A 25,911-nucleotide genomic window follows, 5' to 3' on the forward strand; every position below is an offset into this window, starting at 1 on the left:
GAATTTTTATTTACCTTCCTGCCCCAGGTCATCGTTCTCGATATTGCGTGCTTCGATAAACACCTTACATTTTCCGATTACCAAAAGGGTAAAGCGCTCCCGTTTACTGGTTATACGGTTTATAAGGTGAATGCATCACATTCAATGTCTTCGGCAACCACACCCGGTAACGCTGTGTTTTGTCCCAAGTATTCCCCGCAGAAGCAAAATCGCAGAAATGAATCTGCCTCGGAGTCCGGTGGCTTTCCAAGTCCGTTCCCAATACCATCGGGGCAGTAAAAGCCAACCAAGCAAAATCAGGAGCCTCCACAGGTGTCAACTCCACATATCCATCCTTACTCACAACAACAGACGCCTCATCGACAGAACCATCCCCGAAACGACTGTCACGAGCCAAAACAAGCGGACCGCGCACAATGGCCTGCGCCTGGTTCCTTTCCACCAGACGGGCACGCAAATCGAGCTTAACAGTGATCCGGTCGCCCTTTTTCCACTTACGGTTCACCGGCAAGTAAGCACCTTGCAGGACACCGGCCTCTGGTCTCCCATTTACGGAAACTGTCGCAATCTTGCTCCATGCCGGGATACGCAAGGCAATGGTGAAAGTTGTCTCTTTCGTCGGATCGACCTCTATCTCGATCTGATCAGTCCGCGGATATTCGGTCGTTTGCCTCAACCAGACCGACTTCTTGCCCGGCAACACTAACTCCGCTTCCGAGGGAGCATAGAAATTCACCCGGACACAATCGTCCTGTACCTGATAAGCGAACCCGGGAATCATGGCAAAAGCACGCGGACCGTTCGCGTTGCAACAGTTGATATGCATGCCGCATTGCTCCTCCCCTTCATGGCGCCAACCCTCCAGCGGACTGTATTTGGCTATCTGTGAGGCATCCGCTTTCAAAGAAGCCATCAAAGCATTATAGATAGCCGTCTCCATATAATCGGCATACAGGGAATTGCCCGTCATCTGCAACAGGCGGTTACAAAGCTGCATCCAGGTAAAGGTCACGCAAGTTTCCATCGTATGGTAGGTAGGCTGTGTCTGCCGTTCCTTCCCACCATACCAACATTCGAACGCGCTGCCCGATCCGGCCACATTGATCTCTTCACGTACGATATGCCCGACTGTCTTTTCCACAACAGAAAGATAAAGCGGATTGCCTGTTACCTTATAGAGTTCGAGCAACCCTTCGTAGCAGGACATCATTTCATACGCTTTCTGTCCGTTCTCCCTCGAAAACCAAGTTTTCGGATGCGGGAAACGGTTGGCAACAGGCACTTCGGCAATGGCTTTACTGATCAACTGCGGACCGCCAGGCGTCTCCCACTGTCCGACAATGTATTTGGCAAAATCAAGATAACGTTCCTCTTTCGTCCGGTTATACAGATACATGACAGGTTCGAGAACGGACGAGCTCGGCATACCGATATAATTACCGGTCGAGACGATATCCACTTTTCCGGGCCCGACCTGTGTCATCAGATGATCGACAACTTTGCAAGCCGCCTCCAATGCTTTCTTATCCCCCGACAGATCATACCAGGCAATCAATCCCAATGAAGTATACTTGCGCCCCCAGACATCCCATTGCTGCAACTGGTATTCCGGTGCATAGTTCCCGATATAGCCGTTCGGCTGTTGTGTTGCCATAAGCGATTCGGCCGCATCCTTTATGATCCGGTACAGTTCCGGGTCCCGGTTATAACGATAAGAAGCGATCGCCCCCTGTATCCATTTCCCCCAAAACTCGCTTTGCCAGCGCGACTTCTCGTTCTGGTGGCGGAACGGTTCGACCAGATGATCAACATCCTGCGCTTTCACACGACGTTCGATACAATCTGCGATTCGAGTCCCTACATAACCGGATATTTTTACCTGTCTCACAGGAGAGTCATTCACTACTTGCGCCATCCCTGCCGTCGAGCAGGCACAAGCCAACAGGAAAGAGAAGGTTTTCACCTTAAACGGAATCATCATAATATTGAGAATTTAAGAATTATAAGACAAAAATAAGGAGATAACCACGATATAGTGTTATAAAATTGACAGAATACCTGTCAATTATGATAAGTGTCTGCTTCTCTACCACACTCTGCCGCCATATTTCCGTTTAAGGATACGAATTATAATGCTTCCAGGTAAAGTCCCGTTTCCGATTGCGCTTTTTATCCCGTTCACTTTTCCAAAAGGCGGAACGCAACATATCTTCTATTGAGAAATGGAATGTTATGGTAACCCCCGCCGATCCCCTCCGCTGTCCGTCCTTCACCTCTGTCAGAAAAAGGTTTTGTGCTCCGGCTCTACCGTAAAAAGGCGTCTGTCCTAATCGTATCTGATTATTTATGACTAACGATTTGATAGGCTTATGATAATCTCCCCGTATGCCCTTATGCACTGTATCTGCCTGATAGAGCCAGAACACTGCCGGAGGAAGTGAATCGACTTGCAACAATTGCCGAATAGTATCCGCTTTTATATATTCCGAAAAATCTATCAGAATCGGCAGTCGGGAGGATTCGAGTTCCAAGGGTTGCCCAATATTTATCAAAGTCCCGTTTTCTATCGCTTTCAGGTATTCCGGATTCAGCCGTATCGTGTCTTTACCGACCGATCCCCATACCGAATCTTCTTGTAAAATATTCTGAGCAGAAAGAACAGCAGTATACAAAAAAGGAAATAGAAAAACCAATCCGTATCGCCACATATCATTGTTTTTCTTATAAAGACAACAAGAAGTGGAAATCCCCTATTGGATAGTTCATTAAAAACATTGAAGTATCTTAATAATTGATATCAGAAATAACAACACTCCTGAATAATAGGAAATAAATCTCTTTTTATTCTGAAAAACAGGAATGTGATCATATTATTCCTATATTTACGAAAATTATACCTGGAAAACATGGAAGAATACATTGGTACAGTCATAAAAGCCGGAGGCATCGTGATCGGATGCGTCATGGTCCTATTCGTCATTTGGTACATAGTCAAAGACATACTGGACATTAGCGAAAAAGATTCATCCGACGGCAAATAGACGAGGCACCGTCAAAACGGCACCTCATTATTGCCGGGAGCCAAGAAATCGGCACCGGCCGGCGGTATAGGAGGCATTGTTTCCATCGGGTCCGAACCGTTCATATTGGAGGAGAACTCACGGACCGGGACATCTTCATCCACATTCATAAATTTGGCGAACTCGCTCTTGAAACGGAGACGGACATCTCCAACCGCACCGTTACGATGTTTGGCAATAATAATCTCCGCCAGGCCGATCAGGGAATTTCCACGCTCGTCTTCCGTTATCTTATAATATTCGGGACGATGGATGAAACAAACCATATCGGCATCCTGCTCGATAGCACCGGACTCACGCAAGTCGGCCAGCTGCGGACGTTTTCCCTCCACGCCCTGACGCGCCTCGACACCACGGTTCAACTGAGACAGGGCAATGATCGGAATATTCAGTTCCTTCGCCAATCCTTTCAACGACCGTGAAATGGTACTTACCTCCTGTTCACGGCTGCCGAAACTCATGCCGCTCGCATTCATCAGCTGAAGGTAGTCGATAATGATGATCTTAATACCATGCTCACGCACCAGGCGGCGGGCCTTCGTACGCAGTTCGAATACCGAAAGACTCGGCGTATCGTCTACATAAATCGGTGCATCATACAATTCTTTTATCTTAAAGTCCAACTGTTCCCATTCATAGTTTTCCAGACGCCCGCTCTTGATCTTCTCGCCCGGAATCTCACATACGTTCACGATCAGACGGTTGACAAGCTGGACGTTACTCATTTCAAGAGAGAACAAAGCCACCGGCGTGTTATGGTTCACCGCCATATTCTTAGCCATCGAAAGGACGAAAGCCGTCTTACCCATCGCAGGACGGGCGGCAATGATGATAAGATCGGAGTTCTGCCATCCGGACGTCATTTTGTCTAATCCTTCGAAACCAGTGCGCAGACCGCTCAACCCTTCTTTTTGATTGGCAGCCTTCTCAAGCATAACCATCGCTTCCTTGATGACAGGATTGATCTGGGTAACATCTTTCTTCACATTACGCTGGGAAATCTCAAAAAGCTTTCCTTCCGCCTCCTGCATAAGATCTTCCACATCGATCGACTCATCAAAAGCCTTGCCCTGTATCATGGCAGTGAAAGAAATCAGCTCACGTGCCAGGTATTTCTGGGCGATGATACGGGCATGATATTCGATGTGGGCGCTACTGGCCACCTTGCTGGTCAGCTGGGAGATATAGAACGGGCCGCCTACCTCTTCCAGCTCGCCGCGTTTCTTCAGTTGCTCGGTGACGGTCAGCATATCCACCGGACGCTGGCTGATCGCCAAATCTACGATGGCTGCATAAATTTTCTCATGTGCTTTCTCATAGAAACTCTCCGGTTTCAAGATCTCGCTGACGATGGAATAGGCATCCTTTTCAAGCATCAGAGCGCCTAACACCGCCTCTTCCAACTCACGGGCTTGTGGTTGCAAACGCCCCATATCAGGTACTATAACCGGTTTCTGTCTTCCTTTTCCTCCTGTATTTTTTCCTCTTTCTGCCATTGTTCTAATTGTTATCGGGCACCAAATGTACTACTTTTTATCCGGTTCTCCGAACCTTGCAAAAGAGAAATACGATACTCCTTGGGAGTTTGCCGGGTTATACTTTCAAATTGCTTGATAAAATATGGAACATTACCATAGCCTGATTCGTAGGCTATTTGAGAGACACTCAAATTAGAATACGACAATAATTTACAAGCATGTTCAACCCGAATTTCTGCAAGACATTGGAAAATGCTTTTATCTGTCCGTTGCCGGAAATACCGACATAGCGCCGACGGATTCTGCTTGACATAGTCAGCAATTTCCCGCAATGTGATTTTCTCTTTATAATGGTTGAACAAATAAGTATATATTTTACTGACCGGCTCATTCGCCTCTACAGCAAAATTTGTACTGCTATATGCCGTAGCGGACATCAGCTTCGTGCTTTTACAAGTGGACAATAGCTCCAAAATACGGAACAGGCCTATTATTCGGTGGGTATATTCGTAACGATCGATTTCTTGAAACCGTTGTCTCAATTCCTCGAACAACTCTTTATCATAAAAACGTATCCCATATTGGCTCTTCTGAAGCAACTGATAAATAAATTGGTAATCAGGAACCTCCTCCAACTCAGAAGGAAACATTTTCGGATGAAACTGCAAAGCCTCTCCGGCACTTGGTTCAAAACTCATCGCAGGATTCAATTTGGCATTACAAAGGTGCAAATGCGGAACATTACTGCCAATCAAGGCAATGTCACCCTGCTGATAGTCAAGAACCCCTTCCCCGACAAACTGTTTTCCACTTCCAGAAGTAAACAGCATAATCTCATATTCTATATGCTTATGACGGGGCAATACGAATTGAGGATAAGGGATATGACTGCATAATGTTGTCCGTTCATGAATGATTTTACGTTCCAGTATACCCATACTTTCTTTTTCACCCTGCAAATATAAGAAAACATTTAGCAAATATAATAGAATTTCATATTAGAAATATACCCTACTTTTGCGAAGTCAAATCGGGGGGCTTATCCCGCTTTGTATCCTATTTTAGTAACCTATATAATTGTTAAAGTTATGGACTTTTCAATATGGATACAGTCACCTTACGACTGGGGAATATTATTTTTATCCGCCCTGTTTGTCGGTATATCCAAAACCGGTATTCAAGGCCTCAGCCTTCTTGCAGTGCCAATGATGGCTGTGACTTTCGGGGCCAAACCCTCTACCGGCCTGATATTGCCGATTTTGTGTTTGGCCGATCTGATGGCCGTTTGGTATTATCGCAGGATAGCCGAATGGCAATACGTGCTGAAATTGTTGCCGTCAGCTTTAGTGGGATTTGCAGTAGCTCTGTTTGTCGACAAACTGGTTCCCCCTACAGAATTCAAGCATTTAATGGGAAGTTGCCTTTTGGTAGTGCTGCTTGTCATGTTTTGGTCAGACTGGAAAGGTAAGGAAAACTCCCTTTCCAATCATTGGTGGTATGGCCCCTTATTCGGGTTAATGGGAGGTTTTACCACCATGATAGGCAATGCTGCGGGTCCTGTGATGGCCATTTACCTACTATCTGTTAAAATGCCCAAATACAATTTTGTGGGGACGAATGCTTGGTTTTTCCTGGTCGTCAACTATCTGAAGATTCCCATACAGGTATTTGCCTGGGATAATATCACCCTTTCCTCTCTGATGCTGGATGCCTGTACCATCCCTTTTATCATCATAGGCGGAGTCTTGGGTATCATCTTGGTTAAAAAACTGCCGGAAAAAGGCTTCCGCTATTTCACAACAGCGGTTACCTGCTTGTCGGTATTGATGTTATTAATTTAAGTAACTGTAGAAGGGTATCTCAAAAAAGGACTGTAGGAACGACACATTTGCGTAACCGGACATAAACGGTATCGCCTTTACAATATTCCTTTGGGCTTGTTGAATTATCGACCTACTTCAATCCTAATTCTTTCTCGATTTCTTCAATCGTAGGCAGACTACCTCTGATGTCTTTCGGCAAGGCTTGTCCTAATTCATAGTCGGAAATTCCAATAGGCTTCTGAATGCCGCGCAAGGCGTATTCAGCCTTGATACGATCTTTGTTCTTGCAAAGCAGCAGTCCAATAGTCCGGTTATCTCCTTCTCGGCAAAGAATGTCATCCACAGCAGAACAGTAAAAATTCAGTTTGCCGATATACTCCGGCATAAACTCCGTATCTTTCAACTCAATCACTAAATATCTATGCAAAAACGCATTATACATTAATATGTCAATATAGTAATCATCACCCGACACCTCTATGTGATACTGCCGGCCCATAAAAGCAAAACCAGCTCCCATTTCCACGAGAAATTTCTCCACATGCCTCACTAAACCGATTTCTACATCACGCTCATTGTATTGGTCGGTGAAAGTCAACATATCGAATATATACGGATCTTTGAGCATGGATTTTACATCATTTGCTTCCGGTGCAGGCAGCGTTTCAGCGAAATTGTTCGCCAACGCTCCATGCTTGCCGTAATCATCAAGTTTGATGGCTTCTTGCAGATAGCGTGTCGTCCAATGATTGGTGATGCTTTGCATCATATACCAATAGCGGGCACGAATGTCTTTAACCTGCTTCATCAACACGAGATTGTGCGTCCAATCCAAGTGCTTGACAGGGAGGTTAAAATTATACTCACCTAATTGCGAAATCAGTGATTTCGCAATTGGAGAAGCAGAACTTTTTACCATCGTAAGTGCTTGATTGTACTCATTGGAAAACTGCACCATATATTGCATATTGCGTACAGTGAAACCTTTTATCTCAGAGTAATCGTTTTTCAAATCCACTGACAACCGTTGCAACGTTTTCTTACCCCAACCGTCCGCATCCTGGCTTTGCTGCAACATTTCGCCAACGTCCCAATACATCCGAAGCATCTCTTCATTGGCGGCATAAATCACCCTTTGCTGAGCGGTCAGTACTCTTTGCTTGATTTTTCGAAGTAGTGCTGCATAACCTCGAAAATTACCCATCAAGTTATCCAGCCATTTGTATATCTGTTTTTTTAGCCATACTCTTCTTTGATTTATATACAAACATACTCATTTTATTTTAATCCCGACCATCTCCTTTTATCAAAAAGACAGCACTATCCCATCAAAATCGGATTTGTACCCCATCTATTTGAAATTACCCGCAAGGGTAATATTTTTTAACATTCAGTTTGATAGTAAAGACCCTCTTTTCCCTATCTAAATGTCAAAAGAACAGGTCACATCGATTTGCCGAATCGGGAAGCATCCACCGCTTCATGTTGCTTTTTCTTATAACCGCCGAACTTCCAAACAAAAGAAACCGTTACACAACGTTGGTCGTCCAGTTTCCAGAGGCGGCTATATTGGCCGGACTGGTTGATTTCCATCGTATGAGGCATATTACTGCGGAAAATGTTGTTACATTTCAGAATCAGAGTAGCACGATCGTCGGCAAACTGCCATTTCAATGCAGAAGACACATCATAGAGATGACCGAGATCATAGATTCCCTGTACAGCTCCGGTAACGAAATAGCCATTCAAATCCAGCTTCAAATTCGGACGAGACTTGGAAAGGGTAAACGTATTATCCATCTTGAACTGCCCGGTGTATTTTTCATTATGGAAAGACAGATCATGAAAATGGTCTAACTTCTCCTGCATACGCTGACCGGACAAAGTCACCTGGCTGTTCCAGAACTCGCCGACCCGGAAAGGAACGATCACCCCTACACCGAATTGCAACTGGTAGTCCATGTTCTCATACCGGAAAACGTTTTTCAGTTCCGAGGTATTCTGATAAGGTAACTGGGCGAAATAATCGGGCACATAGTCGCAAAAAGCCAGAATCGTATATTTCTGCTTCAGGATATAAATCAACTGCCCGCTATAAGAACGGTAAGGTTTCAGGGAAGGATTGCCCAAGATAACGGAATAAGAGTTGATCGGGCTTTCCTGCGGCGTCACATCCCAATAGGACGGATAGGTTTTGTCGCTGCTTATGTCCAATTGGATGATGTGCATCGGATTGACCGTATAGCTGAGTGTCGCATTCGGGAATAAAGTCCAATCATTCCAAAGTGTGGATTTCATCCCGTTAGAGGTATAATCCGATTTAAAGTATTCAACTTTCAGAGAAGCTGTTGCAGAGAAATGCGAACCGAAATCCTTGGACACCTCCAAAAATGCATTTCCACTATACTCTTTCTGGCGGTTATTTTCAAGTTCATCAAGAGCCGATTCATAGCCGTTACCTTTATTATATAGATAATCGATATAAGTCTTCGAAGAGGTGAAACCGCCATGGACACCGTAATTCAGTGCCCACCCGGTTTCAAAAGTGTGGCTATGGTTAATAAATAGTGCTCCTTGTGAAATATCCTGCTTGGAATTATTCTGCATATCCGTCACTGTCGTTTCATGGCTTTGATCGACAAATGTCTGGAAACCGGGTGAATGATAACGCGTAAAATCCGCACCCGCCATCAGTCCGGAGTTACCGTCATATTGAATACGGACATTGTGCAACGCACTGTTTCCCTCTATGTATGTACGGCTCAGGCGTTCTTCCACCGGCTGTCCGGATTCCAATACCTGGAAGGTTGTGGCAGCCGTCCGTTCAAGATCGGATTTGCCGGCCGTAAGATAGTAGGCGGCAGAGAGCCTGTCGTCATTTTTGAAAGTATAGTCCATACCTAAACGCATCGTTCCATCTATACCTCTCCGGGTGCCACGTCCCGATTGGTTGACCTCCGTTACCTGATCTTTCAAGGTATGGAGGGCCTGGATCTCCTCTCCCATATAGTTCCGTCCCTTAGCCCCATTGGCTAAGAAATCTATATTGAAACGGGATGTGGAGTAAAGCAAGTTGCCATGAACTTTCCCCTCCGCGTAATGGCGCTGCAAATAATCGACACCGGTTTCTCCTTGCAGAGCATTCTTTTCGACAGTTTCCTTATCTAATACGACATTGATCATAGCTCCTTTGATATTATACTTGGCTGGTGCATTATACATGATCTCTACGTTACATACCCGCGAAGCAGGAATGGTCTTCAGCAAACCGACTAACTGATCGACCGACATCGTGGTCAACTGCCCATTGATCACAATGCTCGGACTGCCGGCACCCAACAGTTGGACGGCATCGTCCGTACTGATCACACCGGGTATCTGCTTCACCACCTCGAACGCATTACTGACCGCCTTATCTTTCATCAATTGGGGCACGTCGTATTTCAAAGCGCCGTTTTCCACCTTGACCTGCGGACGTTCGGCTTTTACTACAACGCCTTCCAGTTCATAATCTTTTTCAGTCAGGCTTATCGTACCGGCATCAGCAGTCGATATTTTTTTACAAACCGGCTCGTATAACAGATGTTGGAACAACAAACGATAGTTCGGACCAGCTTCCTGGTTCAACATGAATGCCCCGAGACTATCCGTAACGACTGCATCTATATAAGTAGAATCCAATGTTTGCAACACGACAGCCACCCCGTCTACCGGTCGTTCTTCTTTATCGACCACTTTTCCATGAATCCAATTCTGCGCTTGTAACATCCCATTACCGGCAGCCAATAAAACCAGAGAGTAATAAAGTATTCGTTTCATTTTCGTTCGTTTTTCAATTGACACTGCAAAGGAAAAGCCTTCCGAGGAGAAACTGTGTTATCACTCGCTTACGGAGTGTTATTTAGTCTTACCGGATTCGTGATAAATTGAATCGGAACCTGTATTTTTGTCGCAAATACAAACACATAGATATGAAGACACGTCTCCGATTTAAGATAATAGCTGCACTTATTTGCCTTTCGCTTGCCGGGCTCTTGATATCACAAGGGTACTGGCTGAAAGGTTTATATGTGTCCAGTAAGAAAAGTACGTGGGATAATATAGAGGAAGCCATGCGGATGGCCGACTATATGGAACTGTTCCTGCGTATGGACTCGCTGACCGCAAAAAAATTTCACGCCGAAATAAATCCTCAATTCAAATTTAGCCGGGACACGACTACTGTTTTGGCGGATTCGGCCATCCAGTATACGGAGACTGCTCAAGAGCTGGATGACTACTTGCAGATAATCGGTACGATGGAGAGGAACGTGCAGATTTTCATGCATCAAAAGATAGACACATTACTTCCTGTCGACTATTCCCGATTCTGCACCTTACTAAAGAACGGGCTACAGGAACGGGGCATTATGGTCCCATTCCGTCTGCAAGTGATCCGGCAGGGAGTCAGAGACTCTGTGCTATATACCTATACGGATGCATCCGGAAAAGATGAAGCCTGGAAAAATTCGGTTCGCTTCACCCACGCGATCGAACCGGGACAATGCTACTACGATCTGGAACTCCAATCTCCCGATTGGGTCGTGTTCCGGAATATGGCAGGCATATTGATTTCATCTTTCCTGCTTTTTGTGGTTATCTTGGTTGCTTTCATCTATTTGCTTTATACGATCCTGCGGCAAAAGACGATAGAGGAACTTAAAACGGATTTCACCAACAATATGACACATGAGTTGAAAACCCCGATCTCCGTTGCTTATGCTGCCAACGATGTATTGCTGAACTACGATGAGACGACAAATGACAAACAAAAGAAATATCTGAATATCGTGCGGGAGCAACTGAACCATCTATCCGGTTTGGTCGAACAAATCCTCACGCTTTCTGTCGAGAACAGAAGTACTTTCCGCCTTCAGCCCGAAACGATACAGGTGGCAGGATTGCTGGCTCCGCTTATCGAACAGTTCAAACTAAAGTCAGACAAACCGGTCGAGATTACGACAGAAGTACCGGAACATATGACCGTAACGGCCGACCGTACCCATCTGTATAACATGCTCAGCAATCTGATCGGGAATGCAATCAAATATTCCGGAGAAAAAGCCTGCCGCATCACCCTCAAAGGGACGGTATCATCTAAGGAAACGACCCTCTCGGTCACAGACGAAGGGATCGGCATCAGCGAAGCCAACCAAAAGAGGGTGTTCGACAAGTTCTACCGCGTGCCCAACGGCAACCTGCATGACGTGAAAGGCTTCGGCCTCGGATTGTACTACGTCAGCGACATGATGTCCAAACATAACGGGAACGTGACGGTCAAGAGCCAGCCGGGAAAAGGCTCCACATTCACCCTTCATTTTAAAAATTGACGACAATGGATAAGATCAGAGTATTATTGGTAGAAGACGAGCCGACGCTCGCCATGATCATAAAAGACACCCTGGACGGTGAAGAATTCGAAGTGATTCTCGCCGCAAACGGAGAAGAAGGGTTGTCACGATATAAAGAAACAAAGCCGGACATCATCGTCACAGACATCATGATGCCGAAAATAGACGGCTTCACGATGATACGGCATATACGGAAAACGGATCAGCAAATACCGGTCCTTTTCCTTTCCGCCCGTTCCGCAGCCAATGATGTGGTTGAAGGCTTCGAGCTGGGAGGAAACGATTACCTGAAAAAGCCGTTCGGCATGGCGGAACTTATCATCCGTATCAAAGCATTATTGAATAAAATAAGTGTCCGTAAGGAAGAAAGCAGCCACTTCACACTCGGACAGTATACATTCGACTCCATCACACAAACGCTTCAGTACTGCGGAGAAAAGCAATTGCTGAGCAACCGCGAATCCGAAATACTGAAGCGTTTGTGTGAAAACAAAGATCATGTGCTGCCCATGAAAGATGTCCTCTTGGAACTTTGGGGAGACGATTCGTTCTTCAATGCCCGCAGCCTGCATGTATTCATAACCAAGTTGAGGCATAAACTATCGAAAGACGGATCGATCAAAATACTGAACGTACGCGGGATCGGTTACAAGCTTATCATCGACTGATCTGCTTCAATGGCTGTGCCGACTGGTCCGGGCACGACGTCCCATGTTTGCGGTCAATCCTTAAGTATTGGCCTAATTTCACAAAAGAAACAAATTATTCAATATATATCGGGAAGTATAGTGCTTTATCCAAAAAGAATGCTTTCCTTTGTATCAACAAACAATGAGAGATTATATCGATTTGATTTTTCACATGTATCTTCTCAATTATATATTGAGCATTTTCATCTCTGATAAATAACTTCCTTACATTCGATTGTTGAATTATTAATTTTTTTATTTTTATATTTTATGAACATGTATATTGGTAACCTTAGCTATAACGTTAGGGAATCAGATTTAAGAGATGTAATGGAAGAGTTCGGAACAGTTGATTCAGTAAAACTTATCATCGATCGCGACACAAGAAGATCTAAAGGTTTTGCATTCGTCGAAATGCCGGAAGATTCCGAAGCACAAAACGCAATCAGAGATTTGAACGGAGCCACTTACGAAGGCCGTCAGATGGTTGTAAAAGAAGCACTCCCAAGAAATTAATTCTACAGAATTATAAAAGTTAAATTGAAAAGGATATCCGGTTTCGGGTATCCTTTTCTTGTTTATTCCACCTATCTTTTAACCAATTCCTTTTTTCCTAAAAGATTTGTACCTAACTTTGCGAAATATAAAAAATAACAGCATGACATACGAAGAGACGCTACACTATCTATACACCAGTATTCCAGTTTTTCAGAATGCCGGACCTTCAGCCTACAAACCCGGATTAGGAACCAGTATCGCACTGGACGACCATTTAGGCAACCCGCATAAAGCCTACAAAACGATACACGTTGCAGGAACCAACGGCAAAGGCTCCGTCAGCCACCTGTTAGCCGCGATCCTGCGCCAGTCGGGATATAAAGTCGGGCTTTACACCTCCCCGCACCTGGTCGACTTCCGCGAACGAATCCGGGTAAACGGGCAAAAGATCCCCAAAGAATATGTGGTAGATTTTGTAGAACGCAACCGTTCCTTCTTCGAACCTCTCCAACCCTCCTTCTTCGAACTGACTTCCAGTATGGCATTCGACTATTTCCGTGCCGAAAAGGTGGATTATGCCGTTATCGAAGTAGGCATGGGCGGCCGCCTGGACAGTACCAACATCATCACTCCTATCCTAAGTATCATTACGAATATAAGCTTGGACCATACCCAGTTCTTAGGAGATACGGTCGAAAAGATCGCTTTTGAGAAAGCCGGAATCATCAAAAAGGACGTTCCGGCATTAGTCGGCGAAGTAGACCGCCACAGCGTGGCACAAGTTTTTGCAGACGCAGCCGCCAAAGCCGGTACATTAGTATATTTCGCCCAGGACGAAGGGTTACTGAAAGAATCTTATCTGATGGATACGGGCGAATGGTATCTGGACTCTGCGGAATACGGACAGTTGTTCGGTGAATTAGGGGGTGTCGTGCAGTTCAGGAATGCGATTACCGTATTGGGAGCGATCAACTTATTGAGCGCAGCCGGCGTAAATATTCCGGTCGAAGCGATACGGGAAGGTTTCGAACATGTGGTCGAATTGACCGGACTGATGGGGCGCTGGCAGGTTTTGCAGGAGAACCCGAAAGTCGTATGCGACACCGGGCACAACGCCGGAGGCTGGCAATATCTGCAAATCCAACTGGAAGAAGAACTGAAACGGCATAAGCACCTCTTTATGATTGTCGGCATGGTCAACGACAAAGATATCGACGGCGTATTGGACCTGATGCCTGAAAAAGCCTTTTACTTCTTTACGCAAGCATCCGTGCAACGGGCAATGCCTGCGGAAGATTTTGCGACAAAAGCAATCTTCCACGGTTTGTCGGGCACGATCTGCGATTCCGTGCCGGAAGCTGTAGAAAAAGCATTGGCACGTGCCGGACAGGACGACATCATCTTTATCGGTGGAAGCACTTTTGTTGTGGCGGACGCCTTGCCCCTGTTCTTGAAAAAAGACAAATAACATAATTCAAAAACAAATATCATGACAGAACAAATTCAGAGAAAACTGAGCGAATCAAAAACGGCGAGATGGTCCGTACTGGCGCTCGTCGCATTCACAATGCTCTGCGGATACTTCATCACGGATATGATGGCTCCGCTACAGGACTTACTACAAACCCCCGTCGAAGGTGGCGGACTGGGATGGACAGCCAATGAATACGGCAAATTCACCAGCGCCTACGGTTGGTTCAACGTATTTTTCCTGATGCTTATCTTCGGAGGCATGATCTTAGACAAGATGGGGGTCCGCTTCACCGGTTTGATGGCAACCAGCATCATGCTCATCGGTGTTTTCATCAAGTGGTTCGGTATTTCACATAATTTTGACGGTGCAACCGTTACCGTTTTCGGTTCAGAATACGGATATCCATTGGTAGTCGCTTCATTAGGATATGCTTTGTTCGGCGTCGGCGTCGAGATTGCCGGTATCACCGTTTCGAAGATCATCGTAAAATGGTTCAAAGGCAAAGAGATGGCATTGGCAATGGGCTTGGAAATGGCTTGTGCCCGTATCGGTACAGGTTTGGCAATCGGCGTTACGCCTTTGTTGAGCCGTGCGTTCGGCAACTCCATCAGTATGCCGATCTTCATCGGTTTGATTTTGCTTTGCATCGGTTTGTTATCCTTCATCGTATTTGTTGTTATGGACAAGAGACGTGATGCGGAAGATGCCGCCGGCGCTACCGGGGAAGAAGATGCGGAAGAACCGTTCCGTTTCGGTGATATCCTGGATATCATCACGTTAAAGGGTTTCTGGTACATGGCGCTCCTTTGTGTTTTGTTCTATTCGGCTGTTTTCCCCTTCTTGAAATATGCTCCGAACCTGATGATTAACAAATTCGGCATCGATCCCGAATGGTCCGGTGTCATTCCGGCTTTGCTGCCATTCGGCAATATCCTATTAACTCCGTTCTTCGGAAACTTGTACGACCGCAAAGGAAAGGGAGCAACCATCATGATTATCGGTTCCATCATGCTGATATTCATCCACTTCACATTCTCCATTCCGATGCTGGACAACTGGCTGGTCGCTCTGATACTGATCTTGCTGCTGGGCATCGCATTCTCGCTGGTCCCTTCCGCCATGTGGCCTTCCGTTCCGAAAATCATCCCGGAAAACAAATTGGGGACAGCCTATGCACTGATATTCTGGGTACAGAACTGGGGACTGATGGGAGTTCCGTATATGATCGGTATCGTACTGGATCAATATTGCATTTCCGGAGAGATCAACGGTAAACCGACCTACGACTATACGATCCCGATGTTGATCTTCACCTGCTTCGGTGTTCTGGCACTCGTGATCTCCTTGTTGTTGAAACGTGAAGACCGTATCAAAGGCTACGGTCTGGAACTTCCGAACATCAAAAAGGACGCAGATATCGTTCTGGCTGAAGAGATGATCGGCGAAGGACAAAGATAAGCACCGAAAGGCGGTGGCAAAACACCTCCTTCATGATTTTACAGGCACGGAATTCACGGAATTGAAATCCGTGCCTAAATTATATCAATTAACTTACATTTGTCAATCATTAAAAAGAGACTATATATGATCTGTTTTCCTAATGCCAAAATAAATCTGGGGCTGAATGTCGTGAGCAAACGTCCCGATGGCTACCATAATATTGAAACTATCTTCTATCCGATCCCGGTGAAAGATGCGCTGGAAATAGTCGGAGCCGATACATTCTCTTTCACACAGACGGGAATACCGGTAGATACTCCAACCCAGAAGAACTTAGTTGTCAAAGCACTGAATCTGCTGAAGTCACGGTATGAAATCCCGGAACTGGAAGTCCATCTGCTGAAAGCTATTCCCTTCGGGGCCGGACTTGGCGGAGGCTCGGCTGATGCCGCCTTTATGCTGAAGTTATTGAACGACTATTGCGGACTTCAGATCCCGGAAGACGGATTGGAAGAACTTGCTTCCTCCATCGGGGCGGATTGCCCGTTCTTTATCCGCAATACGCCGGTATTCGCATCCGGTACGGGAAATATCTTCGAAGCGGTGGAATTGTCGCTGGCAGGTTACCATCTCTGTCTTGTCAAGCCGGATGTCGCCGTCTCGACACCGGAAGCCTACTCGATGGTGACACCTGCTGCTCCGGCCATCTCTTTGAAAGAAATCATCCGGAGACCGGTCGAGAAATGGAAAAAACTGATGGTCAACGATTTTGAAAAAAGTGTTTTCCCAAAATATCCGGTCATTGTCGGGATTAAAGAGACATTGTATGAAAAGGGAGCCGTATATGCCTCCATGTCCGGTTCCGGTTCTTCCGTGTTCGGCCTGTTCAGAGAGGCGACAGATCTCAAAAGTTTGTTTGCCGATTGTTTTGTCTGGGAGGGACAACTACCATGAACAAGATAGCAGACTTCTTCGACACTCTTGCCGACAGATGGGACGAACTTTGCTATCATGATCCGGAAAAACTGAACGACATCCTGCAACGGACCGGCCTTCGAAAAGGGCTTCGCATCCTGGACATCGGATGCGGAACCGGCGTATTGGAGAGTTATCTCCTACCTTATTCTCCCCGGCAGATTGTCGGAGTAGACCTTTCGCCTGCAATGATCGAGAAGGCACGGAGCAAATATGCGACCCCGGTCGTCGACTTCCGTTGCCAGAACGTATGGGATATACAGGGAGAATCTTTCGACTATATCATTGCCTATAGTGTTTTCCCTCATTTCCAGGAACCGGAGAAGCTGGTCTCCCATTTAGCCGGAATACTACCGGCAGGCGGCGAACTGGTGATCTGTCACAGCGAAAGTCGCGACAAGATCAACGGACACCATGACAAGCATGCCGGAAAACTGTCGGAAGGATTGCCTCCCGTGGAAGAGCTGGCCCGCATGCTATCTCCTTTTTTCACTGTCAACACGATGGAAGACAGTGACCGGCTTTATATGATTAGCGCCACTCGCAAATAGATATTCTAAATATACACGATACATGAATCAAAAGATTAAACTTATCCCGTTACTCCTCTTTTCGGCTTTCGCCACCCAAGCGGCAGAAGACGTAAAAGTGATGCAGTACCTTCATGCCGGGCCGATAGCGGTCAACAAGCCCATCCTGGCAGACAGCCTGAACGTCAATGGCAAGCCTTTCGAGGCAAAGAACCTGGTCAAATCGACTATTCCTTTCGGCCGCGCCCTCGGCAATGCGGTCGTTATCGATGCGGATACCGCCGGACTGATTACCGTCCCGACACCCGAAAAAGGATATGCCTTGCATCTCTATTCGTTCTACCTGAACAGCGACCGCTACACAAAAGGCTCGCTGGAAGTTTCCGGACCGGGAACATTCGAAGTGTTCGTCAACAATAAACCGGTCGGCGCCACTTCTGAATTGACCCTGGAACCACACCGCTATGAAGTGGTCATCAAATATCTGACAGCCGACACCGATACCTGTCCGTCCACGCTGACAGCCAAATTCAAAAGTGAAGAGGAAGCAGAGGTCATAGCTTCCCTTAACCCTGAAAAGCGATACACATCACGCGACATCCTGGAAGGAACGCAATTCCGGGGAACGAGCATCTCGCCTAACGGAAAATATGTGCTGGTAAAATACTACACCCGCATGGAAGGTGGAAAAAGCGAACAATATGCTCAACTGCGGGATGCTGCGACCGGACAGATCCTATTGCAGGACAAAGGGTTTATCTTAACTGCCGACTGGATGCCGACGAGCAACAAGATGTATTTCACCCGTACCGGAATGAACGGAAAAGAGCTGGTAACCGTTGATCCGGCAACCATGCAGGAAGAAATCCTGGCGGAAAACCTCCCGGAAGGCAGTTTCAGTTTTACCCCGGATGAAAAGACTTTGCTTTATACCATCCAGGAAGAAGGCCCTAAAGATGGGCCGGATATGCTTCGTATCCTGGAACCGAACGATCGTCTGCCGGGATTCCGTAACCGTTACTTCATCTGGCGCTACGATCTTCAGACCGGTTTATACGAGCAGTTGACATACGGGCATAACAATACCTTTATCAATGATGTCAGTGCCGACAGCCGTTATCTGCTGTTCAGCACCAGCGAGCAGGATTACACTTCACTGCCTCACTCAAGCAACTCCATGTATAAGTTGGATTTGCAGACCATGACGGTCGACACCTTATGGGAAAAAGCCCAATACATCAATGGGGCGACTTTCTCACCGGACGGCAAGCAGTTGATGGTATTCGGTTCCGGCAATGCTTTCGACAATATCGGTCTGAACATCAAAGAGGGGCAAATATCCAACACTTACGACGGACAGCTTTTCCTGTACGATCCGGCAACGAGAAAAGCGAAAGCGCTTACCAAAGATTTCAACCCGAACGTCACGAGTGCACAATGGAGCAAATTCGACGGACAGATTTATATGTTGACGGAAGACCAGGATTACCAGCGTATCTATACCTGCAATCCGGTCAACGGAAAAATCCGCCGTCTTGACCTGCCGGAAGACGTCATTTACAATTATTCGCTGGCCGAAACCGCTCCGGTCATGTATTACTACGGACAAAGCGTATCCAATGCCAACCGTCTGTACAGCTACAACACCAAGAACAACAAGACGCAACTGATCTACGACTTATCGGCCGACAAGCTGAAAGACATCAAGTTCGGAGAAGTCCACGACTGGAATTTCACCTCTACCGACGGGACTGTCATTCAGGGGCGCTATTATCTCCCGCCCAACTTCGATGCATCCCGGAAATATCCGATGATCGTCTATTACTACGGCGGAACCTCTCCCACTAACCGTGCGTTGGAGTTCAGTTACTCCATGCATATGTATGCAGCCCTCGGCTACGTGGTCTACACTTTGAACCCAAGCGGTACGACCGGCTTCGGACAAGAATTCGCCGCCCGTCACGTAAATGCCTGGGGAGATAAGACCGCCGATGAAATTATCCAGGGGACAGAACAGTTCTGCAAAGAGCATCCGTTCGTCAACCCGAAGAAAATCGGTTGTGCCGGCGCCAGCTACGGTGGCTTCATGACACAATATCTGCAAACAAAAACCGACCTGTTTGCTGCCGCAGTCAGTCATGCGGGCATCAGTGCCCTGAGTAGCTATTGGGGTGAAGGTTATTGGGGATATGGATATTGCTCGGTTGCCAATACGGGCACATACCCGTGGAATAATCCGGAATTCTATACTAAGCATAGTCCGCTGTTCAATGCTGACAAAATCAATACCCCTCTCCTCTTGCTTCATGGAAATGCTGACACGAACGTGCCTGTCGGAGAAAGTATCCAAATGTTCTTGGCTTTGAAACTACTTGGAAAAACAGTCGAGTTTGTACAGGTAGACGGAGAGAACCACGGTGTTGCGGATTATAAAAAACGTCTCGAATGGCAAAACACCATCTTTGCCTGGTTCGCCAAATACCTGAAAGACGAACCACAATGGTGGGATGCACTTTATCCGGAAAGACATTTATAAAAGAAGACAAGATGAAGCAAGTTATCGATTTAGACAATTGGAACAGAAAAGAACATTTTGCTTTCTTTTCCGCATTCGACGACCCCTTTTTCGGGATTACAACTCTTGTGGATTTCACCGATATCTACAGACAAAGTAAAGAACTGAATGTTTCTTTTTTCCTTTATTCCCTTCATTTCTTATTGAAGTGTGCAAACGAAACCGATGCATTCAAATTACGAATAGAAAAAGACTCGGTAGTCCGTTATGATACGATCCATATCTCCCCGACTATCGGACGTGAAGACGGGACTTTCGGTTTCGGCTTTTTTGAATACAATACAAATATCAACCGATTTATTCAAACAGCGACACAGGAAATAGAAAGGGTTAAAAACGGAACAGGATTGTCATTTTCCGAAAACACAGACAGACAGGATGTCATTCACTATTCGGCATTACCCTGGTTCGCTTTTTCCGAAATGAAGCATGCTACATCTTTTAAAAACGGAGACTCCGTACCCCGCATTTCCACAGGGAAATTAATGCAGGAAGGTGAAAAGCATTTATTACCCATTTCGATTTGCGTACATCACGGGCTTATGGACGGAAGAGACGTGGCCGACCTGATACAGAAATTATCAAACAGCCAAACAGCATCCTGACTATAAAAAAGGAGTATGTCAGGGCCGAAAAGCCCTTTTGACATACTCCTTAAAATAAATATCTACGATCTACTTTCTGGTAACCTAAATCTTTCTACCCGTCTTTTTGACTTTTCATTTAATATTCGGATTCAATGCATGCCATTCGGAGATCGGAGGCAAAACACCCATTGCGATCACTTCGTCACGCAACGCGCAAAGATGCTTGTAGCTCTTTTCCAAAGCGGCTTCTTCTTCCGGGGTACCTTTTATCTCTTTCAAAGCTACGCCATCTTTTGTAATGGAAGTTTCCCAAGCCATCATGATGTGGTCGAACTTACCGTTGGAGACATAAGCACCTGCCGGCCAGCGGAACGGTTTACCTCCCATAGCGGCTGCAATCATCTCGATAGAGACATAAGACGGACTCTGGAAAGAAGAGCGGCCACGCAAAGCGATGATGTTGGCACCACCTTTCGTCACCTTCGTCTGAATTTCCGCCCATTGTTCCTTAGTCAAAGCATCCGTGCCGATCATGCCGGCCAACGGCTTGCCATCCACTTTAGCGGTAGAAGCGTAAACAGCCATTTGCTCGCCATGACCGCCGTATGTACGACAGTTCTCCACAACATCCATAGAAACACCGAAATGCTTGGCCAATTCGCTACGCAGGCGAGTAGAATCCAAAGCTGCCAAAGTCGTCACCTGCGAAGGTTTCAAACCTGAATACAACAGTGTGATCAAACCTGTGATGTCAGCCGGATTGAAAATAACTACGATATGCTTGACATCCGGACAATAGGCCTTTACGTTTTTTCCGAATTCTTCGGCGATAGCGGCATTTCCTTTCAGCAAGTCTTCACGGGTCATACCCGCCTTACGGGCGGCCCCACCGGAGTTCACGATATATTTGGCTCCAGTCAGTGCATCTTTGATATCGGAAGTGAAAGTGATATTAACACCTTCGAAGCCACAATGGAACAACTCTTCGGCAACCCCTTCCAAGCCCGGAGCGTACGGATCATACAAACAGATATTAGAAGTAAGTCCCATCATGATGGCTGTCTGAGCCATATTCGAACCAATCATACCTGCCGCTCCTACGATCGTGAGCTTTTCGTCTGTCAATGTTTTCATATTGTATTGTTTTTTTAATGATATGTCTTCTATTAAAACATTCCCTGCAACCATAAAGTTTTCTTGAAAACCTTATTTTTCTTTCGTTTGCAAAGGTAAGAGATTTCGATCTCCTCTGTACATCATTAATACCTATCTCCCATAAGCAAAAGTTATAACTTTAGGGCAACCGCACCAAATTCATTTCTATATAGGCATAAAAAAACATCGGAGTACCTATTAATTCTGTAATCGGTGCCAGTGATTATAAAATCAGTGCCAGCAATTATATAATCACAACCACTGATTATATAATTGCTGGCACCGATTACAGAATTAGCAGGCACTTAAGAAAGAATTATTCGGGACAAAAACGTTTTTTTCTCTCCATAGAAATAAAGAATTGTTGCTGCTGGATTTGGTACGGTTGCCCTATTATACAGACAGAATATAATTCGTACCTTTGCAGCCATGAGAACATTCAGACCGGAGGCATGGTTGCCTACAACAAAGAAAGAAGTTGAAGCCCGCGGATGGGACTATATAGATGTGATACTTTTCAGCGGAGATGCCTATGTGGACCATCCTTCATTCGGAGCGGCCGTCATCGGGCGGACACTCGAAGCAATGGGACTGCGCGTAGCGATTGTCCCGCAACCGGACTGGCGCGGTGATTACCGGGATTTCAAGAAGTTGGGAGCCCCCCGCCTGTTCTTCGGTGTTTCTGCCGGAGCGATGGATTCGATGATCAACCACTATACGGCCAACAAGCGCCTGCGTAGCGACGATGCTTATACACCGGACCGCCGTGCCGGTATGCGCCCCGATTATCCCAGCATCGTTTACACGAAAATAATAAAGGAAATCTATCCGGATGTCCCTGTCGTATTAGGAGGTATAGAGGCATCCTTGCGCCGGGTTACCCATTACGATTACTGGCAAGACAAGCTGCTCCCCGGAATCCTGAAAGACAGCCCGGCGGATTTGTTGATATACGGCATGGGGGAACTTCCCTTGAAAGAACTGGTCAGCCGGTTACAGGCAGGCATTCCCTTCCATGAGATCAAAGATATACGGCAAACGGCCTATTTGGCAGACGAGGTAAAGCCGCTACCGGACGACATCAATCTCTTTTCCCATGAAGAATGCCTGCGCGACAAGCTGAAACAGGCTAAAAATTTCAAACACATAGAAGAAGAATCCAACAAACAGCAGGCATCCCGCATCCTGCAAAAGGTCGGCCGGCAAACAATCGTCGTTAATCCCCCTTTCCCGCCTATGACGGAAGAAGAGATCGATGCGTCATTCGACCTACCCTACACCCGCCTGCCCCATCCCAAGTACAAAGGGAAGACGATACCGGCTTTCGAAATGATCAAGTTCTCGGTAAACATCCACCGGGGATGTTTCGGAGGCTGTGCTTTCTGTACCATCTCGGCCCATCAGGGAAAGTTTATCGCCTCACGAAGTAAAGAGTCCATATTGAAAGAAGTGAAAGAGATCACCCGGATGCCGGACTTCAAAGGATACCTGAGCGACCTCGGTGGCCCTTCGGCCAATATGTACCGGATGAAAGGGAAGAATCCGGATATCTGCTCCCAGTGCAAGAAACCGTCTTGCATCTCTCCTGTCGTCTGCAAGAATCTGAATGCAGATCACACACCGCTGTTGGATATATACAAAGAAGTGGACAGAATGCCGGAAATCAAGCGTTCGTTTATCGGTAGCGGTGTCCGCTACGACCTGCTCCTGCACCGGTATACAGACGACAATCTGAACAAGGCTGCCCATACCTATATGGAGGAACTGATAGCCCGTCATGTCTCCGGCCGTCTCAAAGTCGCCCCCGAACATACAGAGGACAATGTCCTGAAAATGATGCGCAAACCTTCATTCGAGCTTTTCGGACAATTCAAAAAAATATTCGACCGCATAAACAAGCAATACGGATTGAACCAGCAACTAATCCCTTATTTCATATCCAGCCATCCCGGCTGTACCGAGGCAGATATGGCAAACTTGGCTATCCAGACCAAGAAACTGCATTTCCAACTCGAACAGGTACAGGATTTCACGCCTACTCCCATGACACTGGCAACGGAGATGTACTACACAGGTTATCATCCCTACACATTGGAAAAGATATATACAGCCCATACGAAAGAACAAAAACTGGCACAGCGTCAGTTCTTTTTCTGGTATAAACCGGAATTTCGCCGCCAGATCACACAGGCGTTGCAACGAATCGGGAAAAAGGATTTGATAGGAAGGTTGTTCGGGAAATTGTAGGGAGGTGTGTCGAAACTATCCTGTTCCCGCGCCCCTCGCGGGATCGCATTAAAACCAGCCCTATAAAAATCTGATTGATAAGGTCTGTCCTTTTGCGTCCCCGTATCCAGTGCAGGGACAAGGAGATTTTGACACATTTACATTTGCAGTATTAAATATCACAATAAAATATAAGTGTATATTTGAAAAGAAGAGTTGCAGTGAACTAACTTTGACACTAGTCTTAAATGACTATAGGCTGAATCAGACTGCAACTCTCTTAATAGGAGAACCTAGCCAGTTAGAATTGTAGGTTCACGACCTAATAAATGTATTAGCTGTTTCTCCTTCATGTTTAATACTGTAAAATACAAAATTATGAATTATTCTCATTTTGTAGGTCTTGATGTAGGAAAAAAAACTTTCGATGCATCATTAATGTCTGCGGCCGAAAAAGAGTTGTCTCACAAGTCTTTTGATAACACTCCAGAAGGGATCCAATCTTTATTGGATTGGATAGCAGGTTATCATCTCTCTTTATCCAAACTCTTGTTCTGTGCTGAAAACATGGGAAGCTATGTCACAGAGTTATCTGTTTCCAGTGTCTCCATGGGATTTTCCCTGGCTTTGGTTTGCCCGTTGACCATCAAGAAGTCCATGGGCCTACAACGAGGCAAAAATGACCGCATTGACGCCAAAAGGATAGCGAACTATGCGGTATTACATTATCGAAAACTAGAGTTATACAAATTACCTAACAAAGACTTGGTGAGACTGCGGGGATGGATTATTATACGTGACAATTTGGTCAAGCAAAAAGTATCAAGCATAAAGTTATTGGAAACATTCTCCCAGATGGCTAAGTTGGCTGATGTGACAGAATCCATTTCTTTTTTGGAAGAGCAGCTCAAGTCGATAAAAGAAAAGATCCTGGAAGTGGAAGAAGATATGGAGCAACTAATAGCCGCCAGTACATCGCTTTACACAAACTACTTGCTATTAAGAAGTATAAAAGGAATAGGAATTATCAATGCCATTGTATTACTGTGTGTTACTGACAATTTTCAAAGATTTGACACCCCGAGGAAATTTGCCTGCTATTGTGGGGTTGCCCCATTTGAACATACTTCAGGTATTTCCATACGGGGAAAAACGCAGACTTCTTCATTGGCTAACAAAGAAGTAAAAGTATACCTTACCCGAGCAGCTATTACTGCCATATCTTGGGATCCGCAGATGAAAGCATATTATAAAAGGAAAATAGCGGAGGGGAAACATAAAGCATCTGTAATCAATGCAGTAAGAGCCAAAATCATAGCAAGATCTTTTGCTGTGATACGAAGGCAGACTCCATTTGTAACATTAGCCGTATAATAAAAAAGGTCCTTAACTTCGAAAACATCTTAGGTTTAGGAAGTAGCTATACACTTCTGAAGAGTTGTTATGTCTATATACGAACTTACCCAAGGATACGTTAATGTTCGTAAACTTGGGTAAGATTTGAGAGATATTGTTTGGAAAGGACTTAGAATTCACCCCCTTTCGGACATTTTTTTGGGAGGGCAGAGCAGAGCCCTGCCCCTACGGGTTTCGGGGTATCTTTATTCCTTTACGGCAATCACTTCAATCTCCACTAAGCCGTTCTTCGGCAATGTCTTGACAGCGACAGCAGAACGGGCCGGGAAAGTTTCTTCGAACTGAGAAGCATACACTTCGTTCATAGCAGCGAAATCACTCATATCAGCCAGGAATACCGTTGTCTTTACGACATCGTTAATGCTAAGACCGGCTTCTTCCAGAATTGCATGTACATTCTTGAATGCCTGTACGGTCTGCTCTTTCACTCCGCCTTCTACGAAATTGCCTGTTGCGGGATCAAGTCCCAACTGTCCGGAAGCAAACAGCATATTACCTACTTGTACAGCCTGACTATACGGACCGATAGCGGCCGGTGCATTTTTTGTTGCGATCACTTTTTTCATTGTTCCTTT

21 protein-coding genes are annotated in these 25,911 nt (G+C 45.9%); 13 read left to right on the top strand and 8 right to left on the bottom strand.

Features of this window, described 5'->3' with window-relative positions; all coding sequences use genetic code 11:
- Positions 1 to 103: 103 nt before the first annotated feature.
- Both NQ564_RS06905 and NQ564_RS06910 read right to left on the bottom strand, forming a co-directional pair.
- The gene (locus NQ564_RS06905; protein WP_008149507.1) at positions 104 to 1,981 is read right to left on the bottom strand and encodes a glycoside hydrolase family 127 protein; all 1,878 of its coding nucleotides are present in this window, start codon (positions 1,979 to 1,981) and stop codon (positions 104 to 106) included.
- A 133-nt stretch (positions 1,982 to 2,114) separates the two neighbouring features.
- Positions 2,115 to 2,708: a hypothetical protein gene (locus NQ564_RS06910; RefSeq protein ID WP_008149505.1), complete on the bottom strand. Its 594-nt coding sequence runs from the start codon at positions 2,706 to 2,708 to the stop codon at positions 2,115 to 2,117.
- A 198-nt stretch (positions 2,709 to 2,906) separates the two neighbouring features.
- On the opposite strand from NQ564_RS06910, the gene NQ564_RS06915 reads away from it, so the two are divergent.
- On the top strand, positions 2,907 to 3,041 hold the full coding sequence (locus NQ564_RS06915) for a hypothetical protein (protein WP_008149504.1): 135 nt from the start codon (positions 2,907 to 2,909) through the stop codon (positions 3,039 to 3,041).
- Positions 3,042 to 3,052: 11 nt separating this feature from the next.
- On the opposite strand, the gene dnaB is transcribed toward NQ564_RS06915, so the two are convergent.
- Both dnaB and NQ564_RS06925 read right to left on the bottom strand, forming a co-directional pair.
- Complete coding sequence (gene dnaB / locus NQ564_RS06920) at positions 3,053 to 4,576, bottom strand: replicative DNA helicase (RefSeq protein ID WP_008149502.1); 1,524 nt, start codon at positions 4,574 to 4,576, stop codon at positions 3,053 to 3,055.
- 11 nt (positions 4,577 to 4,587) lie between these two features.
- Positions 4,588 to 5,496: an AraC family transcriptional regulator gene (locus NQ564_RS06925; protein WP_008149501.1), complete on the bottom strand. Its 909-nt coding sequence runs from the start codon at positions 5,494 to 5,496 to the stop codon at positions 4,588 to 4,590.
- Between the two features lie 150 nt (positions 5,497 to 5,646).
- On the opposite strand from NQ564_RS06925, the gene NQ564_RS06930 reads away from it, so the two are divergent.
- Positions 5,647 to 6,399 carry a sulfite exporter TauE/SafE family protein gene (locus NQ564_RS06930; RefSeq protein ID WP_008149499.1) on the top strand — a complete coding sequence of 251 codons (753 nt, stop codon included), beginning with the start codon at positions 5,647 to 5,649 and terminating at the stop codon, positions 6,397 to 6,399.
- Positions 6,400 to 6,511: 112 nt separating this feature from the next.
- Here NQ564_RS06930 and NQ564_RS06935 read toward each other — a convergent pair whose 3' ends face one another.
- Positions 6,512 to 7,585, bottom strand: a complete 1,074-nt coding sequence (locus NQ564_RS06935; protein WP_050771046.1) for a PDDEXK nuclease domain-containing protein — start codon at positions 7,583 to 7,585, stop codon at positions 6,512 to 6,514.
- A gap of 239 nt (positions 7,586 to 7,824) precedes the next feature.
- Positions 7,825 to 10,200 (bottom strand): outer membrane beta-barrel protein, encoded by a 2,376-nt coding sequence (locus NQ564_RS06940; RefSeq protein WP_008149495.1) that lies wholly within the window; start codon positions 10,198 to 10,200, stop codon positions 7,825 to 7,827.
- Between the two features lie 152 nt (positions 10,201 to 10,352).
- Here NQ564_RS06940 and NQ564_RS06945 point away from each other — a divergent pair, with 152 nt between their 5' ends.
- From NQ564_RS06945 to NQ564_RS06985, 9 genes are all read left to right on the top strand, one after another.
- Entirely contained in the window at positions 10,353 to 11,750 is a 1,398-nt protein-coding gene (locus tag NQ564_RS06945; protein ID WP_008149493.1) for a sensor histidine kinase, read from the top strand.
- Between the two features lie 5 nt (positions 11,751 to 11,755).
- Positions 11,756 to 12,439 (top strand): response regulator transcription factor, encoded by a 684-nt coding sequence (locus NQ564_RS06950; protein WP_008149492.1) that lies wholly within the window; start codon positions 11,756 to 11,758, stop codon positions 12,437 to 12,439.
- A gap of 291 nt (positions 12,440 to 12,730) precedes the next feature.
- Positions 12,731 to 12,976, top strand: a complete 246-nt coding sequence (locus tag NQ564_RS06955) for an RNA recognition motif domain-containing protein (protein WP_005638083.1) — start codon at positions 12,731 to 12,733, stop codon at positions 12,974 to 12,976.
- A 142-nt stretch (positions 12,977 to 13,118) separates the two neighbouring features.
- Positions 13,119 to 14,426: a bifunctional folylpolyglutamate synthase/dihydrofolate synthase gene (locus tag NQ564_RS06960; protein ID WP_008157582.1), complete on the top strand. Its 1,308-nt coding sequence runs from the start codon at positions 13,119 to 13,121 to the stop codon at positions 14,424 to 14,426.
- Between the two features lie 21 nt (positions 14,427 to 14,447).
- Positions 14,448 to 15,890 carry an MFS transporter gene (locus NQ564_RS06965; RefSeq protein WP_008149485.1) on the top strand — a complete coding sequence of 481 codons (1,443 nt, stop codon included), beginning with the start codon at positions 14,448 to 14,450 and terminating at the stop codon, positions 15,888 to 15,890.
- 126 nt (positions 15,891 to 16,016) lie between these two features.
- The gene (gene ispE, locus NQ564_RS06970) at positions 16,017 to 16,826 is read left to right on the top strand and encodes a 4-(cytidine 5'-diphospho)-2-C-methyl-D-erythritol kinase (protein WP_008149482.1); all 810 of its coding nucleotides are present in this window, start codon (positions 16,017 to 16,019) and stop codon (positions 16,824 to 16,826) included.
- Entirely contained in the window at positions 16,823 to 17,398 is a 576-nt protein-coding gene (locus NQ564_RS06975; RefSeq protein ID WP_008149479.1) for a class I SAM-dependent DNA methyltransferase, read from the top strand. Before ispE ends, NQ564_RS06975 begins: the two co-directional genes overlap by 4 nt.
- A gap of 22 nt (positions 17,399 to 17,420) precedes the next feature.
- Entirely contained in the window at positions 17,421 to 19,913 is a 2,493-nt protein-coding gene (locus NQ564_RS06980) for a S9 family peptidase (RefSeq protein WP_008149476.1), read from the top strand.
- 11 nt (positions 19,914 to 19,924) lie between these two features.
- Entirely contained in the window at positions 19,925 to 20,557 is a 633-nt protein-coding gene (locus tag NQ564_RS06985; protein WP_039848197.1) for a chloramphenicol acetyltransferase, read from the top strand.
- 114 nt (positions 20,558 to 20,671) lie between these two features.
- Here NQ564_RS06985 and NQ564_RS06990 read toward each other — a convergent pair whose 3' ends face one another.
- Complete coding sequence (locus NQ564_RS06990; protein ID WP_021862757.1) at positions 20,672 to 21,673, bottom strand: malate dehydrogenase; 1,002 nt, start codon at positions 21,671 to 21,673, stop codon at positions 20,672 to 20,674.
- Positions 21,674 to 22,123: 450 nt separating this feature from the next.
- On the opposite strand from NQ564_RS06990, the gene NQ564_RS06995 reads away from it, so the two are divergent.
- Both NQ564_RS06995 and NQ564_RS07000 read left to right on the top strand, forming a co-directional pair.
- Positions 22,124 to 23,941, top strand: coding sequence for a YgiQ family radical SAM protein (locus tag NQ564_RS06995; protein WP_008149463.1), 1,818 nt, complete (start codon positions 22,124 to 22,126; stop codon positions 23,939 to 23,941).
- Between the two features lie 357 nt (positions 23,942 to 24,298).
- Positions 24,299 to 25,294 (top strand): IS110 family RNA-guided transposase, encoded by a 996-nt coding sequence (locus tag NQ564_RS07000; RefSeq protein ID WP_129649941.1) that lies wholly within the window; start codon positions 24,299 to 24,301, stop codon positions 25,292 to 25,294.
- A gap of 227 nt (positions 25,295 to 25,521) precedes the next feature.
- Here NQ564_RS07000 and NQ564_RS07005 read toward each other — a convergent pair whose 3' ends face one another.
- On the bottom strand, positions 25,522 to 25,902 hold the full coding sequence (locus NQ564_RS07005; protein WP_008149461.1) for a RidA family protein: 381 nt from the start codon (positions 25,900 to 25,902) through the stop codon (positions 25,522 to 25,524).
- Between the last annotated feature and the right edge of the window lie 9 nt (positions 25,903 to 25,911).

Source organism: Parabacteroides johnsonii DSM 18315 (assembly GCF_025151045.1).
GTDB lineage: Bacteria > Bacteroidota > Bacteroidia > Bacteroidales > Tannerellaceae > Parabacteroides > Parabacteroides johnsonii.

What these genes read in the sequence shown, in the direction of transcription:
- NQ564_RS06905 (WP_008149507.1), bottom strand. Translation starts at nt 1,981, where the DNA reads ATGATGATTCCGTTTAAGGTGAAAACCTTCTCTTTCCTGTTGGCTTGT.
- NQ564_RS06910 (WP_008149505.1), bottom strand. Translation starts at nt 2,708, where the DNA reads ATGTGGCGATACGGATTGGTTTTTCTATTTCCTTTTTTGTATACTGCT.
- NQ564_RS06915 (WP_008149504.1), top strand. Translation starts at nt 2,907, where the DNA reads ATGGAAGAATACATTGGTACAGTCATAAAAGCCGGAGGCATCGTGATC.
- dnaB (WP_008149502.1), bottom strand. Translation starts at nt 4,576, where the DNA reads ATGGCAGAAAGAGGAAAAAATACAGGAGGAAAAGGAAGACAGAAACCG.
- NQ564_RS06925 (WP_008149501.1), bottom strand. Translation starts at nt 5,496, where the DNA reads ATGGGTATACTGGAACGTAAAATCATTCATGAACGGACAACATTATGC.
- NQ564_RS06930 (WP_008149499.1), top strand. Translation starts at nt 5,647, where the DNA reads ATGGACTTTTCAATATGGATACAGTCACCTTACGACTGGGGAATATTA.
- NQ564_RS06935 (WP_050771046.1), bottom strand. Translation starts at nt 7,585, where the DNA reads ATGGGTAATTTTCGAGGTTATGCAGCACTACTTCGAAAAATCAAGCAA.
- NQ564_RS06940 (WP_008149495.1), bottom strand. Translation starts at nt 10,200, where the DNA reads ATGAAACGAATACTTTATTACTCTCTGGTTTTATTGGCTGCCGGTAAT.
- NQ564_RS06945 (WP_008149493.1), top strand. Translation starts at nt 10,353, where the DNA reads ATGAAGACACGTCTCCGATTTAAGATAATAGCTGCACTTATTTGCCTT.
- NQ564_RS06950 (WP_008149492.1), top strand. Translation starts at nt 11,756, where the DNA reads ATGGATAAGATCAGAGTATTATTGGTAGAAGACGAGCCGACGCTCGCC.
- NQ564_RS06955 (WP_005638083.1), top strand. Translation starts at nt 12,731, where the DNA reads ATGAACATGTATATTGGTAACCTTAGCTATAACGTTAGGGAATCAGAT.
- NQ564_RS06960 (WP_008157582.1), top strand. Translation starts at nt 13,119, where the DNA reads ATGACATACGAAGAGACGCTACACTATCTATACACCAGTATTCCAGTT.
- NQ564_RS06965 (WP_008149485.1), top strand. Translation starts at nt 14,448, where the DNA reads ATGACAGAACAAATTCAGAGAAAACTGAGCGAATCAAAAACGGCGAGA.
- ispE (WP_008149482.1), top strand. Translation starts at nt 16,017, where the DNA reads ATGATCTGTTTTCCTAATGCCAAAATAAATCTGGGGCTGAATGTCGTG.
- NQ564_RS06975 (WP_008149479.1), top strand. Translation starts at nt 16,823, where the DNA reads ATGAACAAGATAGCAGACTTCTTCGACACTCTTGCCGACAGATGGGAC.
- NQ564_RS06980 (WP_008149476.1), top strand. Translation starts at nt 17,421, where the DNA reads ATGAATCAAAAGATTAAACTTATCCCGTTACTCCTCTTTTCGGCTTTC.
- NQ564_RS06985 (WP_039848197.1), top strand. Translation starts at nt 19,925, where the DNA reads ATGAAGCAAGTTATCGATTTAGACAATTGGAACAGAAAAGAACATTTT.
- NQ564_RS06990 (WP_021862757.1), bottom strand. Translation starts at nt 21,673, where the DNA reads ATGAAAACATTGACAGACGAAAAGCTCACGATCGTAGGAGCGGCAGGT.
- NQ564_RS06995 (WP_008149463.1), top strand. Translation starts at nt 22,124, where the DNA reads ATGAGAACATTCAGACCGGAGGCATGGTTGCCTACAACAAAGAAAGAA.
- NQ564_RS07000 (WP_129649941.1), top strand. Translation starts at nt 24,299, where the DNA reads ATGAATTATTCTCATTTTGTAGGTCTTGATGTAGGAAAAAAAACTTTC.
- NQ564_RS07005 (WP_008149461.1), bottom strand. Translation starts at nt 25,902, where the DNA reads ATGAAAAAAGTGATCGCAACAAAAAATGCACCGGCCGCTATCGGTCCG.